A 16,633-nucleotide genomic window follows, 5' to 3' on the forward strand; every position below is an offset into this window, starting at 1 on the left:
TTTGGTAAAGTAAACGTATCATTCAGATTTATTGCACTTGGGTTGCTGCTCAAGGAACTGCGAGTAGTAAAAACAAGTATATTGAGAGTAAATAATGCAGGAATTGCGATTCGTACTCATTGTTGTTGGCGCATTAGCCATCGCGGCATTACTGTTTCATGGTTTATGGAGCAGTAAAAAAGAAGGCAAAGCAAAGTTTGGTAACAAGCCACTTGGTAAGCTGGATGTTGACCAAGAAGACAAAAATGATCTTGTCGAGAAAGAACGAGACTTCGCTCCCGCTCCTGAAGATGACTTTGAGATCATTCGTAAAGATCGCAAAGAGCCAGATTTTGGGATGGCGAGTTCTTTCGACAACAAGTTTGAATCTGACCCGTTATTCGGTGGTCCATCTGAAGTAAAACAGACGCAGCAGGAGCCAGATGACATCCCTTCATTTGTTGCAGAAAAAGATAAAGAAGAGGACGTTGAGCCTGTTGTTCAAGCACCAGTAGTTGAAGAGCCACTCCAGCCTGCTGTGGAAGAAGAAGCTATTCCCGCCGCGTTTGATATTGCTGAGAAAGAACAGCAAGTCGAAACGGTTAGTGAGCCTGTAGTTGCAGAGCCTAAGGAAGAGCCAAAGCCAGAACCTGAAATGCAAGTGATTGTATTGAATGTGCACTGCGCGGGTGAAGAGCCATTTGTTGGTACTGCTTTATTTGAAAGTATGCAACAAAACGGCTTAATTTACGGCGAGATGGATATTTTCCACCGTCATGTCGACTTGTCCGGTAACGGCAAAGTGCTGTTTAGCGTCGCTAATATGATGCACCCTGGTACGTTTGAGCATGCTGATCCTGCTGAGTTTACAACGAAGGGTATTTCATTCTTCATGACATTGCCTTGTTATGGCGAGGCTGAACAGAACTTCAACTTAATGCTCCGAACTGCGCAGCAAATTGCTGATGATTTAGGTGGCAACGTTCTTGATGACCAGCGTAACTTAATGACGCCAGATCGTTTAGCGTCTTATCGACGTCAAATAGTTGAGTTTAATGCCGCTAACGCATAATCTTAACAGCAAATAATAATAGGGCTCCGGATGGAGCCCTTTTTCTTGGATTTCCCAACCTCACCGATTGAAAATACACGGGGCTTTACTATGTCTGAATCAGTACTTCAGCGATTAGAAGAACTAAAAGAGTCGTTGCATTACCACGCTGTGCGTTACTACGTGGAAGATAACCCAGAGATCCCTGATGCCGAGTACGACCGCTTAATGCGAGAGCTCCTGGATATTGAAGCTGAGAACCCTGATTTAATTACCGTAGATTCACCAAGTCAACGTGTCGGTGGACAACCTCTCTCTGCGTTTAGCCAAGTGACACATGAAGTACCGATGCTTTCGCTTGATAATGCGTTTGATGACAGCGAACTTGATAGTTTCCATAAGCGAGCACAAGAGCGGGTGGGCAGTCAGAGTGTGAAAGAATACTGTTGTGAGCCGAAACTGGATGGACTCGCAGTTAGTTTACTGTATGAGAACGGTGTGTTAGTTCAGGCGGCAACACGAGGCGATGGCACTACTGGCGAGAACATCACAGAAAATGTACGTACGATTAAAGCCATTCCTTTAAAACTCAGGGGTAATGACTGGCCAAATCGTCTTGAAGTTCGTGGTGAAGTCTTTATGCCGAAAGCTGGGTTTGAAAAGCTCAATGAATTAGCAAGGAAGAAAGGCGAGAAAATCTTTGTTAATCCACGTAATGCTGCGGCAGGTAGCTTACGACAATTGGATTCACGCATTACGGCTTCTCGTCCGCTTAGCTTCTATGCATACAGTGTGGGCGTGGTGCAAGGCGCTGAATTGGCGGCAAGTCACTACGAACGCTTCTTGCAAATTAAATCTTGGGGATTACCAATGTGCCCGGAGACCAAGCGAGTTGAAAGCTTGGCGGATGTAAAAGCTTACTACCAAGATATCTTGCAGCGTCGTGATGCCCTTCCTTATGAGATCGATGGTGTCGTCATTAAAATTGACGATATTGCCGTGCAAGAGCGTCTTGGATTTGTTGCTCGCGCTCCACGTTGGGCGATTGCCTACAAATTCCCGGCTCAGGAAGAAATGACGACGTTGAATGAGGTGGAATTCCAAGTTGGTCGTACTGGTGCGATTACACCTGTTGCTAAACTAGAGCCTGTATTTGTTGGCGGGGTAACGGTAAGTAATGCGACGCTTCATAACGCAGATGAGATAGAACGTCTGCAAGTTAAGATCGGTGATCACGTTGTGATTCGTCGAGCGGGTGACGTTATTCCTCAAGTCGTTTCTGTCATCAAAGAGCGTCGACCAGAAACAGCGCGAGATATTATTTTTCCAACTCAGTGTCCGGTTTGTGGCTCGCATGTTGAGCGGATCGAAGGAGAGGCGGTAACACGTTGCACGGGTGGCTTAGTTTGCCAAGCCCAACGTAAACAAGCGCTAAAACACTTTGTGTCTCGCAAAGCGTTAGACGTTGACGGTCTAGGCGATAAAGTGATCGAGCAACTTGTTGATCGTGAGATGGTAAAAACTCCTGCTGACTTATTTAAGTTATCTGCGGGGATTTTAACGATATTAGATCGCATGGGGCCAAAGTCTGCGCAGAATATTGTGAATGCGTTAGAAAAATCCAAAGAAACAACGTTACCTCGCTTTTTGTATTCGCTGGGGATTCGTGAAGTTGGCGAGGCAACCGCCGCAAACCTAGCAATGCACTTTAAAACGTTGGAAGCCATCCAAAATGCTAACGAAGAGCAGTTAATTGAAGTGCAAGACATCGGTGCTGTGGTTGCTCAACATATTACGACTTTCTTCAGTGAAGAGCAGAACCAAGCAGTGGTTAAAGATTTGCTTGAACAAGGGATCCACTGGCCAGAGATTAATACTACTGAGCAGGTAGGAGAGCTACCGTTAGAAGGTAAGACAGTTGTATTGACAGGAACACTTTCTCAATTAGGTCGCACAGAGGCTAAAGAAGCCCTTCAATCACTAGGTGCAAAAGTGACAGGTAGTGTTTCTAAGAAAACGGATATTTTGTTTGCTGGTGAAAATGCAGGTTCGAAGTTGGCAAAGGCACAAGAACTGGGTATCGAGATCAAAACAGAACAAGACTTACTCGAGTTGATGAATTAAGTCTCATCAAAAAAGCTAAAAAATAACTAAAAGCCCCACATGGTAAGCATGTGGGGCTTTTTCTTGATCATAATTAAGTGCTTTTTTATTGAGTTATTTGTGCTTTTTATCTTTTCAGTGATCAAGATCTCCCATTGAATTATTAAGGTTTTTTACTTCTTTAGTCTGCGAGTGACTTCAAGTTGGAATTCTAGGGTGTGATTTAAGCTGTTGATATTTAATGTTTAACTGTCTTTTTGTGTTAGTGTTGTTAAAAGTAAGATCTGGATCAACAACTTATATGGAACTTTGGACTGGCTCATATTTTTTTAGAAAAAAAATAAGTTCCGTTTGGATGTTTTTAGCTGCGAAGTTAGTCTTAATCACGTGGATACACGGTGTGTATGCAGGAACTAAAAAAAGCCAAATTAGAAATAATGAGGTTTGATCAGGAATTTACTTCTCTCCTTCGGCGGCCAACTAAAGGTGAGATAGAAAAATACAGCTATATCCATTTTTAGGAGTTTTTCCATGGACAAATTTTTTAAGGTTTCAGCGTTAACCGCAGCAATGTTTGGTGTTGTTGCTGTTGCTCCAGCTACAGCGTCTACTGAAAGTGCAGCAGGTGGCGAGTACGTAGAGAAAGTGAACGAATTTATGCAAGACTCTAGTCTTAATGCATTATTTCTAGTTGATACTCGTTCTCGTACTCGTACAACAGGTAAGCCTGGCGGTGAAAACGGTGACCGTTGGAGTCGTCTAAACTACTCTTCTTACAACGCAATTTTAGACTTTACTTCTGGCTACCACGATGGTTGGGTTGGTGCAGATGTTGCGGCTTACTATTCTGGCGACCTTTACAACGATAGCCTTTACAATTCAAACGAAGGCTACCTATGTAATGAAATTTCAACTTGTAACAACCTAGACTGGGGTGCAGGTGATGGTCAACAGCTTAAAGTTTACAAAGCAGCACTGAAGTTCAAAGCAAACGAAAGCTTCAACGCGCGCTTTGGTATGCTACAAGCGGGTGGTAACGGTACTATTGGTAACGTTTGGAGTTTCGTACCTGGTACTTACCGTGGTTTCGAACTGAACGCTAAACTAGGTGATTTCAACCTAAGCTACTTTGGTGCAGACCAATTTACAGCACCTTGGCTACTTCACGAAGATGACTACGCGCCAGCGCTTTGGTCTGACACGTCATGGAGCTACCTACACTCTCTAGGCCTAAACGGTAACCTAACTGACAGCTTGTTTATGCAACTTGGTTTGGGTCAAGCTACTGGCGTTCAATATGCAAATGGTATCGACTGGGGTGCAGGTCAAGTAACTAGCTACCACAACGAAACTGACAACACTTCTTACAAGGCTTACTTGAAGTACACTGTGAGTGACCGTACAACTCTAGCATTTGATTTCTACGGTGTTGACGATGATGTGAAATACGATGGTCTAGGTTTCCACACTGGTCTATCTTTGAATCAATCTTTCGGCAAGCTAGCTTGGATGTCTGAGCTACGCTACACAGACACAGACAACCGTGCTGACTTCGTTCCTCGTACAATTCATACTTACGGTATGAACAACGGTACTTGGTCTCAGTGGTGGGATGCACTGTCTGACTGGAACAAAGCGGGTGAGCTAGCGTGGTACAACCGTCTATCTTACAACCAAGGTAACGGCTGGAACTACTACCTAGGCTTTGGTTACGGTACTGGTGCTGATTCTGCAGCAAGCGGTGCATCAGGTGACTGGGATTACGAAAGTGAATACGCAGTTAACGCGACAGTATCTTACTCTCTACAGAGTGGCGCACTGAAAGGTTCTACGATCCGTCTACACGGTACAATCCTAGAGCGCGATGAGTACGCTGGTGCTGGTGATGCGGATGAAACAGACCTACGTCTACAAGTTCTTATCCCTTACAGCTTCCACTAATACTTAGTGAGATGATAAAAAGGAGCCGCTAGGCTCCTTTTTTATTTTACTTCTCGACCATCATATATTTTGCAATATAACGGCGGTAACATATGCACGTTACCGTTTGGTAACTCACACTTTATCTCTGGGGCTAGCGTACGTCCACCTGAAGCACCATTGGCATGAGTAGTTAATGGAGCTAGGGCAAAACATGCTAACAATAGACCAGCTAAAAATCTCATAATCATCACCTTAATGTAGACATTGAATATCTACTTGCTTGGGTAAATAATGACTTTACTGAAAAGTAAGGTATCAATAGTTTACTTATATCGAACTAACTACTGACTTCTATATTAGTTCCATTCTCCGCCTCTAAATCGACACATTTCACTTGGAATATTAGTGACATCACCACTTGGCAATTTACATTCGACTATCGGTCCTAAATTAGTTGTACCACCATTTCCGTTGGTGTAGGCAAAGGAAGAAAAAGAAAAGATACCGCATAACATTAAAAAGAGAAGTTTTTTCATAGTACATCCTCTTACTTACCAAATAAAAAGCATTCAACTTAAATGCTTATGCGTTAAGTATGTATGGGGGGGCAAAAAGATCAAAAAATAATTCAATAAAGTTTTATTTTTTAAAATAAATTTAGAAAGATAATTTATATCGATATATTTCTATCTTATTGATTATCGTATGATGAAGAATTAAATAATTGGAAGAAGAGGGTAGGATATTAATAATATTTCTGCTACTTATTTTTTGTTCGATTTTAATTAGATCAATGAAATGAAAGCGGTTGTTTAGATTAAAGTAATGGAGCATAGTTTGCCCCATTACTTTGGCATAAATTACTTAGAATCAGGCTCAATGATTAAAATAATACCATCGATATCTTTTATTTTAACGCGCGTTCCTGCTGGAAGTGCTTGATCCGACTGTGCCGACCACGTGGTATCGGCAACCTTGATACGATTGAGCCCAACAGAAAAGTCCTCTTCAATGGTAAGTGTGCGTCCGATTAACTGCTTATACTTTTGGTTCAGATCTCTTTCTTGGTCTTCTTTCTTGTCTTTAGACCATTGTCGTCGCCACCATAACCAAGTGGTGATTAAGCTGAAACTTGCAAAGCAAAGCCATTGTAATTGCCAGCTCATTGGCAAAACGGTCATTAGTGCCCCAACGATAAGTGCAGAAACTCCGAGCCAGAGAAAATATCCCGCAGTCCCAAGTAGCTCTACCGCTAGAAGTGCAAAACCGAAGGCTAGCCAATGCCAGAAAGAGACGCCTTCCAGCAAACTGAAAAAGTCCATAAGTTATTCTTTATCTTGTTGTTTAAACATCTCTGCTATCCCTGCAACCGAGCCCATTAGTCCGGTCGCTTCTAATGGAAGCATAATGATTTTGCCGTTTTCGGCTTGACCAATGCTTTTGATCGCTTCGGTATAGCCCTGAGCAACGAAGTAATTGACGGCTTGCATATCGCCTTTGGCAATCGCTTCAGAAACCATATAAGTCGCTTTTGCTTCTGCTTGCGCGGCGCGTTCACGAGCTTCAGCATGGAGAATAGCAGACTGCTTTTCGCCCTCAGCTTTTAATATCTCCGATTGCTTATGACCTTCAGCCTTTAAAATTTCAGCTTGGCGTACCCCTTCTGCTTCGAGAATCTCCGCTCGTTTATTTCGCTCGGCTTTCATTTGAGCATTCATCGCCGCCGTTAGATCGGATGGTGGCTGGACATCTTTTATTTCAATTCGTGTGACTTTTACACCCCATGGGTTGGTGGCTTGGTCAACAATTGCCAGCAGCTTGGAGTTGATCATGTCACGCTGACTCAGCATTTCGTCCAGCTCCATTGAGCCTAAAACGGTGCGGATATTGGTGAGAGTTAAATTTCTAATGGCATGTTCCAAATCGTTGACTTCATAAGCGGCTTTGGCAGCATCGATGACTTGAACAAATCCGACGGCATCTATAACTACGTTAGCGTTGTCTTTTGAAATAACTTCTTGCGCTGGAATATCAAGAACGCGCTCCATCATGTTGACTTTTTGCCCTATCTTATCAACAAATGGGATGATCAAGTTTAAGCCGGGTTTTAGCGTATGGGTGTAGCGTCCGAAGCGTTCTACTGTCCAGTTATTTCCTTGTGGCACCGTCTTAATGGCTGAAGATAAGATAACTACAGCAAGAACGACGAAAATACCGATGGTAATCAGTGAATCAATTGGCATGAGTTATTCCCTTAAGTGCATAATGTCCGATTCATTTTTACCTATTTATAGACAATAGACAATTGAAGTTCTGAGAACCTTAAGAGGTTATTGGTTTTTTATATAACAAAGGCCGGAATATCCGGCCTTTAGTTCAAGTTTCGCTTTTCAGCGAGTTAGTACAGAATTGAATACAGCTGACGGCGGTATTTGCTTGCTAATGCGTTGCCTTGACCTAGCGCGCTGAGAATATCCATAAAAGTCTTCTTCACTTCACCGTCTTGGGCGCCCAAGTCTTTTTTAAGAATATTCCACAGCAGTTCTAGCGCTTCTTCATCACGACCCACTTGGTTGTACTGTACCGCCAATTCACAAGCAAGTTCGAAGTTTGCCATGTCTGCTGCGTATGTTTGTTCTAGTCGTTGTAACTCAGGGCTATCTGCAGCCTGCAAATGCAGATCGAGCTTGGCTATTAGACTCTTGTAGTAGTTATCTTGATACTCAAGAGGGATAGCGTTCAGTAGCTCTTGAGCGACATCAAATTGTTTGGTTTCTAATAAACAATCAGCCATCGCGAGTTTCACATCACCACGCTCTTGCAGTTCTGGCGGCAAAGTGTGGATGATGCTTAAAGCCTGAGCATGCTCACCTTGCTGAAGAAGTTCACTGACTTGCTTTAATAGCTGTTCATCTGGGCTTGGCAAATGCTTTTGTAGCATGGTTGCAATGGCATCAATTGGCTGAGGGCCACCCAATCCATCGACGGCTTGACCATTTATAAACAGCGCGATAGTTGGCAATACTTGCACACCAAATTGAGACGCTAGAGCCGGCTGATCTTCACAATTTAATAAAGCAAGCGTAAATGCACCGTTGTACTGTTGAGCAAGAGATTGCAACTCAGGGAGTATCTGTGCGCTTTCTGGTTGAGCATTGGCCCAAAAGTGGATCAGAACGGGCGTGTTCATTGATCCTTCAAGCGTTTCGCGAAAGTTCTGTTCTGTTATCTCAACGATAAATGGGGATTGCATCAGAGTATCCTTGCTTTGTGTCTTGTCGTTGATAATAGATATGGAGTTGATTTAAGGGAAATTCAAGCGATGGTTGCTAATCGTCATCAATAATGAATCATTCTATTTTGTGAAAGGATGCGGTAAGAGAATAGTGTTACTGCTGAATAGGTGTAAGGCAAAAAGAAAACGCTGCCGAAGCAGCGCAGTTCTAATGCTATTTGTTAGTGCGGTATCAAAATAGGATGAACATGGTCAACACTACACCCACACTAAGCCAGTTAAGCTGATTTAATGTCATTGTTGCCTCGCAGTAGTAAAAACATTGCTACAAAACGTAATGGGTGGCGATACCAAATCTAAGCAACTCATTCACTTTAGGCTGAATAGTGCTCACTGAATTGCGTAGAAATTGATTCGTTTGCTTGAGGTTTTTTTAACCTACATGCTCATAATGACATCACATTGTTACGATGAAATTACATTGTGACAAAACTTTTTTATGCAGCTTGTCGCAAAATTTTATCAAGCACACGGGTTGGTAATAACCTTTTCAAGATTGCGAATAATTTAGTCGGCGTAGTAATTCGATAGCGAATTTTAGGTGAAGCGCTAGTTAATGCATGAAGAACAGGTGCGACGCAGGACTCTGCAGGTAAAACAAATCGATTATTAGATTTGTCTTTGTTGAGTCGCTCTCTTTGTCCTTCATAGGCGAGGCGGTGAGGACTGGATTCAATATCAATCCACTTCTCGAAGGCTTTTAATGCATTGTTTCTAAATTGAGTTTCGATAGGCCCAGGTTCTATCAATGCCACTTTGATATTCGTATCCGCAAGCTCTAGCCGTAGTGTGTCAGTCCAGCCTTCTAGGGCAAACTTTGACGCATTGTAGGCGCCGCGGTATTTCATTGCAGCAAAGCCAAGAACAGAACTGTTTTGTATTATGCGTCCTTCGCCTTGTATGCGCATGTGAGGAAGCACTTCTCTGACTAACTGGTGCCAACCAAAAAAGTTGGTCTGAAATTGAGCTTGAAGAGCCTCGGTGGGCAAGTCTTCCAATGCACCGGGCTGGCCATAGGCACCATTATTGAACACGGCATAAAGCTTACCTTCTGCTAGCTCTAATGCTTGCTTCACGCCCGAAGAAATACTTTCAGGGCTGTTTAGGTCTAGCTTGATGCAGGTTAGCCCTTCATTAATTAGACGTTGGGCATCTTGCTCTTTCCTACAAGATGCTATGACATGAAATCCCTCGTTTTGCAGGGCGTGAGCGCACACGTAACCGATACCGGTTGAGCAACCCGTAATAAGAATCGACTTTTTCATAAATTAAGCCTCAAGAAACATTGAATGAGGTCATCATTCATCAGCTCCGGTCATGAAGCAAGTGCTTGAGTGCTGGCTCTATTCTGGAGTAGCTAAATTTGAAGCCAAGTTCGGTGAGCTTTTTGGGTTTTGCTCTCATGCTATCGAACAATAAGCAGGAAGATTCACCCATTAGGAGTTCCATTGCCCATTTAGGCGTGAACAAGATATGTGGTCGTTTGAGCGTTTTTGCCAACGTGCCGCTAAAGATACGGTTAGTCACAGGGTGAGGTGCGCACATATTGAACGCACCGTGGGCATGTGGTGTTTCAAGCAAGTACATGATGGCGCGGACCATATCCAGAATGTGAATCCAAGGCATGTACTGGTTACCGTTCCCGAGCGGGCCGCCTACGCCAAGTTTGTAAGGTAAGAGCATTTTCGCCAAAGCCCCGCCATTAAGGCCGAGTACTACGCCAGTTCGCAATAGACAAACACGTGTTTGTTCAGACTCTGCGCGTTTGGCTATTTGCTCCCACTTTGCACAAACTTCGTGAGGAAAGTCTTCACTGTTAACATGCAGGCACTCATCAAACGGGTGGTCTTGTTGATCGCCATAGTAACCAACGGCCGAGCCACTAATAAAAACAGCGGGAGGTTCTGTGCTGGCGTGAATCAGCTCAACGATTTGTTCGGTAATTTTCCAGCGACTTTTGCAGATTTTTTCTTTCTGCTCACTGGTCCATCTTTTATCTGCGATAGGCTCACCCGCAAGATTAATTATGGCATCAATGTGATTGAGATCGGCGAATGACTCAAGCGAGTCAAGGTATTCGATATTACCCAAATCAGCATGTTGGAGGCGTTGTTTTGCATGCTCTGGAGAGCGTGTAAGTAGCATAACTTGGTGAGTGGATAGCAGCTTGAGCAACTCCGAACCAATAAACCCAGTGCCACCTGTGAGTAATATCTTCATGTTATCTCTTTGAATGTACACGTATTAGAACATTATAGTCGTTTTGTGCTGAGCTTGATCATCTCACGACTATTATTTCTAGGATAGTGGCAAGCCTGTAGCGAGGCTACTGACTTCACATATTGAAAAAATGTAACTAAATGTTATGCATGGCGCTAATTCGTTCACGGTAGGAGAACTAAATCTATGCCAGACTAAAAACATCGCTAACGGAACAAGCGTAATCAGTTTGCACCATCAAGGAGGATAGGTATGGAAGCATTTGTTGCTCTTTTTCGAGCGCTCCTTAATAGTGCTCGCGATCTGCTACCCATCGTTGTTGTTATCACTTTTTTTCAATTAGTTGTTTTGCAAGAGCCACTTCCTAATCTCATCTCCATTCTTTTTGGCTTATTGCTTGTGGTTTTAGGGTTAACGTTTTTTATTTTTGGTCTAGAGCTTGGTCTTTTTCCTATCGGAGAGAGTATGGCTCAAGCCTTTGCAAAAAAAGGTAGCGTGTTCTGGTTGTTAGTTTTTGCGTTTTGTTTGGGGTTTGGCACCACGATCGCCGAGCCAGCATTAACGGCCGTAGCAGAAGAAGCATCAGAAGTTGCGGCAGAAGGAGGGATGATCACAAACTCAGAGCAATCCATGCAGGACTATGGACAAGGGCTACGAGTAACGGTGGCTCTTTCTGTGGGGATCGCCATCGTTATTGGCGTTCTGCGCATCTTAAAAGGGTGGCCAATTCATTACATGATCATCGGCGGCTACGTCGGCGTTGTAGTCCTGACGTGGTTTGCACCGGAAGCCATTATTGGCGTTGCTTATGATTCTGGAGGTGTGACGACGTCGACTATCACCGTGCCTTTGGTCACTGCACTAGGGGTTGGTTTAGCATCGGCGATTAAAGGGCGCAACCCCATGGTGGATGGTTTTGGTTTGATCGCTTTTGCCTCGCTTCTACCGATGATGTTTGTGATGGTTTACGGAATGGTCGTAACATGATTTCAATTGAACATTTCCTAGACACTTTATTATCGACCGTTCGAGATGTCATTCCCATCGCCAGCATTATTTTTGGTTTTCAGTTAGCGGTGTTAAGGCGTCCAGTTAACAACCTTAAGAAGGTTTTGCTTGGGTTTGTTTATGTGATTCTTGGGCTCGCTCTTTTTTTGCTCGGATTAGAAATGGCTCTGTTTCCGCTCGGAGAGACCATGGCCGTGCAACTGACGGCGCCGGAATTTTTACAAGAGTTTAAAGTTTCTGTGGGAAAAGCCTTAGTGTGGGTCGACTACTATTGGGTGTATACCTTCGCCTTTTTTATCGGTTTTAGTACCACGATTGCTGAGCCTTCTCTAATCGCTGTAGCGATAAAAGCAAACCAAGTTTCTGGTGGCAGTATCAGTATTAACGGCTTACGCGTGGCTGTTGCATTTGGGGTGGCCATTGGCATCGCGCTAGGGAGCTATCGGATTGTTGTCGGTGATCCTATTCACTATTACATCATTGTGGGTTACATCGTGGTTGTGATTCAAACGTTTTATGCGCCAAAGCTTATTGTTCCACTCGCCTACGATTCTGGAGGCGTAACGACTTCTACTGTCACTGTTCCGCTTGTAACCGCATTAGGGCTGGGGCTTGCTTCTACCGTTCCAGGAAGAAACCCAATGATTGATGGCTTTGGCTTGATCGCTTTTGCCAGTCTGTTTCCTATGATCTCTGTGATGGGCTATGCGCAAATAACCCAATGGCTGAATAAAGAAGTCTCGGAGGACGAAGAAAATGCGCTTTAAATTGATACTTGCGTTTGTTGAAGACAGCAAAACAGACAAGGTACTGGACGCTGCTCGCGAAGCTGGCGCGACTGGTGCGACAGTGATTAATAACGCTCGTGGACAAGGTTTAAATCAAAAGCGAACGTTTTTTGGCTTAACGCTGGAAGTACAAAAAGATGTGCTGCTGTTTGTCGTTGAGGAGCACCTTTCTCGACACATATTAGAAACCATCAATGAAGTTGGTGAGTTCGACCGAGAGTCGGGGCAGGGCATTGCTATTCAGATCGATATTGAGGATGCAGTCGGTGTCGCGCATCAAGTAGAGACGTTGACCAAAGTGGTCGAGGATGAGTTATGAGCAGTCAAACGATAATTAGAGTTCGAGATGTAATGGCGGCTACTTATGTCATGGTTGATGGGCTAATGACAGTTTATGAAGGCATAACGTTGGCTAAAAAATACCAAGTCAAAGCGCTGGTAGTGAAAAAGCGAGATGACAACGATGAATATGGCATCGTCTTGATGAATGATATCGCCAAAAAGGTGCTGGCGAATAATCGCTCTCCACAGCGCACGAATATTTATGAAATCATGACCAAGCCCGCTTTGTGTGTCGACCCTGATATGAATGTGAAATATTGTGCGCGCCTATTTGAACGATTTGGCATTAGCCGAGCTCCGGTCATTGAAGATGGGGAGGTCATTGGCATGGTGAGTTATAACAATATTGTCATCAATGGCATGGTGCGAGAAGAAGTGTAATGGGTTGATATAAATGAAAAATCAACGCATTTTTTCTCAAGTCAGCGACTGTTACAAAGAACTAAAATATTTAATATATGTTAGGTTGCATATGTGTTAGTTCACCATTATTCTTTGCGCCCTAAGTCTATTGTCGAGGAATTTGTATCATGCCTTTAGTCTCTTGCCCTGTGTGTGAGAAACAAATCTCAAAGCGCGCTCACGCATGTCCAGGATGCGGAGAGCCAGACCCGCTGCACCACCTAGCTAAGTCAAAATTTATGTCGATGGTGTTTTGGATACTGGTGTTGGTTGGAACTGCGTATGCAGCATGGTTCTATATTTTGCCTATGGTCATTGAATCATTGCGCTATCAGTAGTCGTTGGTTGAGCTGTCATAAAAATGCCGTAGAATGACCTCGTACTTTGTGAGGAGACGATGTCGTGAAACTATTTTTTGCCTCAGATCTGCATGGCTCTTTGCCAGCAACTAAAGAAACTATTGAGCTATTTTTAGCCTCTGGTGCGGAGCACCTGATTTTGTTGGGGGATACGCTAAACCACGGGCCAAGAAACCCGATTCCAGAAGGTTACAACCCACCGCAGGTGGCGGAGCTACTGAACCAATACAGTGATCAAATTATTTCTGTGCGTGGTAACTGCGATAGTGAAGTGGACCAAATGCTATTGAAGTTTCCAATGATGATGGATTACTCGTGGGTGCTACTTGAATCTGGTAAGAGAATCTTTTTGACTCATGGTCACTTGTACAACTCTGAAAAACGGCCGCCACTGCGTGAAGGTGATATCATCGCCCACGGTCATACGCATGTTCCTGTCGCAGAGATGCAAGATGGGGTCATTATTTTTAACCCAGGCTCGATGACATTTCCACGTAATGGTTTACCAAGAAGCTTTGGTACTTTAGAAGACAATACGCTAACGGTAAAAACGCCAGAAGGCGAAGTATTAGCACAAACCATGATTTAACGGTTTTACTAAGTAAAAATATAGGGAGCGAATTGCTCCCTATTTTGTGTCTGAATGTCCTAAATCGCGTTCTGGGTCGATAATGTCTCTTACGCGCTGTTTTAGCACCTTTGCTTCAGGAAAGCCGCTGTCTTTTTTCCGTTCCCAAATTTGCTGGCCATTGCAGAAAATTTCGAAGCGACCACCCGTATCTGGGTGTAAGCTGATCGTTTCTATTTCTTCGCTAAAAGTATGCAGTAGTTCTTGCGATAGCCAAGTTGAACGCAACATCCAGTTGCATTGGCGGCAGTAATAAATATCAATGATTGCTTTATCCATGAAACTTTCCTTTTAATCGGTTTAAACTAGCAACTTGATACCCACGGCAAACGTGAGAATTTCGAATGCAATTTTAATCACTCGGTTGCTGTATCGAGTCGCGGCCCATGCGCCTAAACTGCCGCCTAGAAATGAGCTTAACAATAAAACAGGCAACCAAGCCCAATGTATCGGAGCGCCAGCTTGGACGACGGCAATGCCTCCAATGCCATTCCAAAACAGGCCGACACAAATCATGGTGTAAGCAACGGCTTGTTTATAGTTATACCCAAACCAGCGAACTAAAAATAATGTCACGAGCAGACCAGAACCTGCGGTCAGCGACCCGTTGATGATACCGATGAGCATTAGTCCGACACCGCCGATGACCCAACCGATTGGGTGACGGTTACGTATTATTTCTGATTGGCCTAACGATTTCTTAAATCGTGAATAGATGCCGAGCGCGAGAATCATGCTCCCTAGCATTTTTTCCGCCATACCATCAGGTATTTGGACAATTAAGTTCGCCCCTAAGACTACGCCAATGCTGCCAGAGACTATAAGGTAGAGCGCGACCTTCCATTTAATTGTGCCTGCTTTTAAGTGTGTGCTTGCTGCCCCTAAGCCTAAAGCGACGGAAGCCACTTTATGTGTCCCCAGCGCAACCGAGAATGGCAAGCCGAGAAAGATGAGCAAAGGGAATTGAAGTAAGCCTGCACCGCCGCCAGAAAGCGAAGCCAGAGTATTGGCGATAAGTGAGCCGAAAAAGAGGGTGAGGGTATCTAGCCAATCCATAAGCAAAATAAAGGGGGCGTCTTGCCCCCTTATCATCAAATCAAAGTTAGTTTTTAAACAGCACCGAAGAACCGTGGTTCAAGCTAGTGAGCAATAGCGTTTTTTCGTTCACGACATCAATACGGCGACTTTGCTCGGCATCAAGCTTAAAGATTTGAGTGATCAAACGTAGCTGTGCTTCGGAGAAGTCTTTTGATTGAGAAGATGAAATATCTTTAAACTCAGAAGGCGAAACCAACAAATAGTTGTCACTGACTTCCCAGCGCCCTTTTTCCGAGATATTAATCGTGGATTCTGCCGTTGAACCTTGAGCGAATAGTTTGATATTTGCTACGCGAATATAGTCTCCATTAGGGAGATATTTCACATTTGATTCAACATTAACACGACGCAGTGGGCCGACAGGATCGTCAGGCAAGCTGTCTGTAATGACCGTCACCATGGTTGACTGCCACTCATTGGCAGTGAGGACCTGTTCCACTTTTAGGTCGCTACCCCAATATAACCAACCACTGAAAAGAACGGATACGGCCAAAACCGCAGATGCTAATTTTATCTTCATTCTGGCCTCCTTATTTACAGATATCGGTTGGGTCATTTTGACCAGCGAAAATACGCAATGTCACGTTCTCATATGAATGTTGACTGTCATGAATGTAGTTCAGAATCAGCTGATTGTTCTGGCCACCTGTAGCAATCACTTCTACCGGCATTGAATCTTCTGCATGGTATTTTACGTAGCGTTCAATGCACTGCTCAATGGACGGCAACCAACTATTGATTTGCGGGTGGTTCACTGGCGTCATCACAGGTACATTTTGATACTCACCAATCTGACGGAATTGGGATTCTGCAGGATTGGTGAATAGCAATACACAAATAGGAAGCAGCAGAGACAAAAGAACGATCATACGCGGCAGCCAGTTATTAGTGTTAGCTGCTGGTTTTGGCTGTGCCTTAGGTAGTTCTACTTGAGGCTCTACTTCAGTCGTGGTGTCTGCCGCCGCTTCTGTTGACGGCGCGTCACTTGTTTCTATTTCCGCAGCGTGCGCTTCATTTTCAGAAGTGGCTTCTTCAACGTCAGTATTAGAGTCAGCAGATAATGGGCTTAAGCGTTCCACTGAACAAATGAGTTGATAACCGCGTTTAGGAACCGTTTTAACAAACTCTGGAGATTTTGTTGAGTCCTTCAACATCTTACGCAGAGTAGAGATCGCTTGAGTCAGGCTTGAGTCATCCACCTCAAAACCTTGCTCACGCCAAACAAACTCGTGAAGCTCGTTACGGGTTAAAACTTCGTTTGGTCTCTCTGCCAACATCAGAAGTATACGGCTTTCGTTGCTTCCTAATCGTACAACGTCGTTGCCGTTTTGTTGGTCAGCGAGCGAATTACTATTTGGATCAAAGGTGAACCTTTGAGCAAGTAGAAATTTGGTGCCGATGTTAGTCATTTAGTTCTTCTTAGATGGATGATGTTGT

19 protein-coding genes are annotated in these 16,633 nt (G+C 43.9%); 9 read left to right on the top strand and 10 right to left on the bottom strand.

Features of this window, described 5'->3' with window-relative positions; genetic code table 11:
- Nucleotides 1–94: 94 nt before the first annotated feature.
- The 3 genes from zipA (at nt 95) to D8S93_RS07825 (ending at nt 5,074) form a co-directional block, all read left to right on the top strand.
- Nucleotides 95–1,051 (top strand): cell division protein ZipA, encoded by a 957-nt coding sequence (gene zipA / locus D8S93_RS07815; RefSeq protein ID WP_152812677.1) that lies wholly within the window; start codon nt 95–97, stop codon nt 1,049–1,051.
- 90 nt (nt 1,052–1,141) lie between these two features.
- Complete coding sequence (gene ligA / locus D8S93_RS07820; protein WP_152812679.1) at nt 1,142–3,154, top strand: NAD-dependent DNA ligase LigA; 2,013 nt, start codon at nt 1,142–1,144, stop codon at nt 3,152–3,154.
- 510 nt (nt 3,155–3,664) lie between these two features.
- Nucleotides 3,665–5,074 (top strand): hypothetical protein, encoded by a 1,410-nt coding sequence (locus tag D8S93_RS07825; RefSeq protein ID WP_006742721.1) that lies wholly within the window; start codon nt 3,665–3,667, stop codon nt 5,072–5,074.
- Nucleotides 5,075–5,412: 338 nt separating this feature from the next.
- Here D8S93_RS07825 and D8S93_RS07835 read toward each other — a convergent pair whose 3' ends face one another.
- From D8S93_RS07835 to D8S93_RS07865, 6 genes are all read right to left on the bottom strand, one after another.
- Nucleotides 5,413–5,592: a hypothetical protein gene (locus D8S93_RS07835; RefSeq protein ID WP_074191004.1), complete on the bottom strand. Its 180-nt coding sequence runs from the start codon at nt 5,590–5,592 to the stop codon at nt 5,413–5,415.
- A gap of 324 nt (nt 5,593–5,916) precedes the next feature.
- The gene (locus D8S93_RS07840; protein ID WP_012842052.1) at nt 5,917–6,378 is read right to left on the bottom strand and encodes an NfeD family protein; all 462 of its coding nucleotides are present in this window, start codon (nt 6,376–6,378) and stop codon (nt 5,917–5,919) included.
- Between the two features lie 3 nt (nt 6,379–6,381).
- Nucleotides 6,382–7,299 (bottom strand): SPFH domain-containing protein, encoded by a 918-nt coding sequence (locus tag D8S93_RS07845; RefSeq protein ID WP_152812682.1) that lies wholly within the window; start codon nt 7,297–7,299, stop codon nt 6,382–6,384.
- A 155-nt stretch (nt 7,300–7,454) separates the two neighbouring features.
- Nucleotides 7,455–8,309, bottom strand: coding sequence for a co-chaperone YbbN (locus D8S93_RS07850; RefSeq protein WP_152812684.1), 855 nt, complete (start codon nt 8,307–8,309; stop codon nt 7,455–7,457).
- A gap of 479 nt (nt 8,310–8,788) precedes the next feature.
- Nucleotides 8,789–9,616 carry an SDR family oxidoreductase gene (locus D8S93_RS07860; protein WP_152812686.1) on the bottom strand — a complete coding sequence of 276 codons (828 nt, stop codon included), beginning with the start codon at nt 9,614–9,616 and terminating at the stop codon, nt 8,789–8,791.
- 40 nt (nt 9,617–9,656) lie between these two features.
- Entirely contained in the window at nt 9,657–10,571 is a 915-nt protein-coding gene (locus D8S93_RS07865; RefSeq protein WP_145532369.1) for a TIGR01777 family oxidoreductase, read from the bottom strand.
- Nucleotides 10,572–10,823: 252 nt separating this feature from the next.
- Here D8S93_RS07865 and D8S93_RS07870 point away from each other — a divergent pair, with 252 nt between their 5' ends.
- The 6 genes from D8S93_RS07870 to yfcE all read left to right on the top strand — a co-directional run bounded on the left by D8S93_RS07870 (nt 10,824) and on the right by yfcE (nt 14,059).
- On the top strand, nt 10,824–11,558 hold the full coding sequence (locus D8S93_RS07870) for a DUF1538 domain-containing protein (RefSeq protein WP_046874270.1): 735 nt from the start codon (nt 10,824–10,826) through the stop codon (nt 11,556–11,558).
- Nucleotides 11,555–12,346, top strand: coding sequence for a DUF1538 domain-containing protein (locus D8S93_RS07875; RefSeq protein ID WP_152812688.1), 792 nt, complete (start codon nt 11,555–11,557; stop codon nt 12,344–12,346). Before D8S93_RS07870 ends, D8S93_RS07875 begins: the two co-directional genes overlap by 4 nt.
- Nucleotides 12,336–12,686: a P-II family nitrogen regulator gene (locus tag D8S93_RS07880; protein ID WP_005393077.1), complete on the top strand. Its 351-nt coding sequence runs from the start codon at nt 12,336–12,338 to the stop codon at nt 12,684–12,686. The genes D8S93_RS07875 and D8S93_RS07880 overlap by 11 nt, the downstream gene beginning before the upstream one ends.
- Nucleotides 12,683–13,090, top strand: a complete 408-nt coding sequence (locus D8S93_RS07885; RefSeq protein ID WP_005393075.1) for a CBS domain-containing protein — start codon at nt 12,683–12,685, stop codon at nt 13,088–13,090. Before D8S93_RS07880 ends, D8S93_RS07885 begins: the two co-directional genes overlap by 4 nt.
- Nucleotides 13,091–13,239: 149 nt before the next feature.
- Nucleotides 13,240–13,449, top strand: a complete 210-nt coding sequence (locus tag D8S93_RS07890) for a hypothetical protein (protein WP_005393073.1) — start codon at nt 13,240–13,242, stop codon at nt 13,447–13,449.
- A 64-nt stretch (nt 13,450–13,513) separates the two neighbouring features.
- On the top strand, nt 13,514–14,059 hold the full coding sequence (yfcE, locus tag D8S93_RS07895; RefSeq protein WP_104974381.1) for a phosphodiesterase: 546 nt from the start codon (nt 13,514–13,516) through the stop codon (nt 14,057–14,059).
- 39 nt (nt 14,060–14,098) lie between these two features.
- Here the strand turns inward: yfcE and D8S93_RS07900 are convergent, their stop codons facing one another.
- Genes D8S93_RS07900 through D8S93_RS07915 form a run of 4 tightly spaced genes read right to left on the bottom strand, consistent with a single transcriptional unit; the run spans nt 14,099 to nt 16,605 of the window.
- Nucleotides 14,099–14,377 carry a SelT/SelW/SelH family protein gene (locus D8S93_RS07900; protein ID WP_005382088.1) on the bottom strand — a complete coding sequence of 93 codons (279 nt, stop codon included), beginning with the start codon at nt 14,375–14,377 and terminating at the stop codon, nt 14,099–14,101.
- A gap of 21 nt (nt 14,378–14,398) precedes the next feature.
- Nucleotides 14,399–15,154, bottom strand: coding sequence for a sulfite exporter TauE/SafE family protein (locus D8S93_RS07905; protein WP_053807090.1), 756 nt, complete (start codon nt 15,152–15,154; stop codon nt 14,399–14,401).
- A gap of 46 nt (nt 15,155–15,200) precedes the next feature.
- Entirely contained in the window at nt 15,201–15,716 is a 516-nt protein-coding gene (gene toxS, locus D8S93_RS07910) for a transmembrane regulator ToxS (protein WP_005393067.1), read from the bottom strand.
- 10 nt (nt 15,717–15,726) lie between these two features.
- On the bottom strand, nt 15,727–16,605 hold the full coding sequence (locus D8S93_RS07915) for a transcriptional regulator (RefSeq protein ID WP_005393065.1): 879 nt from the start codon (nt 16,603–16,605) through the stop codon (nt 15,727–15,729).
- Nucleotides 16,606–16,633: the final 28 nt, after the last annotated feature.

The organism is Vibrio sp. VGrn 2, from assembly GCF_009361695.1.
Lineage (GTDB): Bacteria > Pseudomonadota > Gammaproteobacteria > Enterobacterales > Vibrionaceae > Vibrio > Vibrio diabolicus.

Bases quoted from the DNA above. Each gene is read 5' to 3' on its own strand.
- zipA (WP_152812677.1), top strand. From the start codon at position 95: ATGCAGGAATTGCGATTCGTACTCATTGTTGTTGGCGCATTAGCCATC.
- ligA (WP_152812679.1), top strand. From the start codon at position 1,142: ATGTCTGAATCAGTACTTCAGCGATTAGAAGAACTAAAAGAGTCGTTG.
- D8S93_RS07825 (WP_006742721.1), top strand. From the start codon at position 3,665: ATGGACAAATTTTTTAAGGTTTCAGCGTTAACCGCAGCAATGTTTGGT.
- D8S93_RS07835 (WP_074191004.1), bottom strand. From the start codon at position 5,592: ATGAAAAAACTTCTCTTTTTAATGTTATGCGGTATCTTTTCTTTTTCT.
- D8S93_RS07840 (WP_012842052.1), bottom strand. From the start codon at position 6,378: ATGGACTTTTTCAGTTTGCTGGAAGGCGTCTCTTTCTGGCATTGGCTA.
- D8S93_RS07845 (WP_152812682.1), bottom strand. From the start codon at position 7,299: ATGCCAATTGATTCACTGATTACCATCGGTATTTTCGTCGTTCTTGCT.
- D8S93_RS07850 (WP_152812684.1), bottom strand. From the start codon at position 8,309: ATGCAATCCCCATTTATCGTTGAGATAACAGAACAGAACTTTCGCGAA.
- D8S93_RS07860 (WP_152812686.1), bottom strand. From the start codon at position 9,616: ATGAAAAAGTCGATTCTTATTACGGGTTGCTCAACCGGTATCGGTTAC.
- D8S93_RS07865 (WP_145532369.1), bottom strand. From the start codon at position 10,571: ATGAAGATATTACTCACAGGTGGCACTGGGTTTATTGGTTCGGAGTTG.
- D8S93_RS07870 (WP_046874270.1), top strand. From the start codon at position 10,824: ATGGAAGCATTTGTTGCTCTTTTTCGAGCGCTCCTTAATAGTGCTCGC.
- D8S93_RS07875 (WP_152812688.1), top strand. From the start codon at position 11,555: ATGATTTCAATTGAACATTTCCTAGACACTTTATTATCGACCGTTCGA.
- D8S93_RS07880 (WP_005393077.1), top strand. From the start codon at position 12,336: ATGCGCTTTAAATTGATACTTGCGTTTGTTGAAGACAGCAAAACAGAC.
- D8S93_RS07885 (WP_005393075.1), top strand. From the start codon at position 12,683: ATGAGCAGTCAAACGATAATTAGAGTTCGAGATGTAATGGCGGCTACT.
- D8S93_RS07890 (WP_005393073.1), top strand. From the start codon at position 13,240: ATGCCTTTAGTCTCTTGCCCTGTGTGTGAGAAACAAATCTCAAAGCGC.
- D8S93_RS07900 (WP_005382088.1), bottom strand. From the start codon at position 14,377: ATGGATAAAGCAATCATTGATATTTATTACTGCCGCCAATGCAACTGG.
- D8S93_RS07905 (WP_053807090.1), bottom strand. From the start codon at position 15,154: ATGGATTGGCTAGATACCCTCACCCTCTTTTTCGGCTCACTTATCGCC.
- toxS (WP_005393067.1), bottom strand. From the start codon at position 15,716: ATGAAGATAAAATTAGCATCTGCGGTTTTGGCCGTATCCGTTCTTTTC.
- D8S93_RS07915 (WP_005393065.1), bottom strand. From the start codon at position 16,605: ATGACTAACATCGGCACCAAATTTCTACTTGCTCAAAGGTTCACCTTT.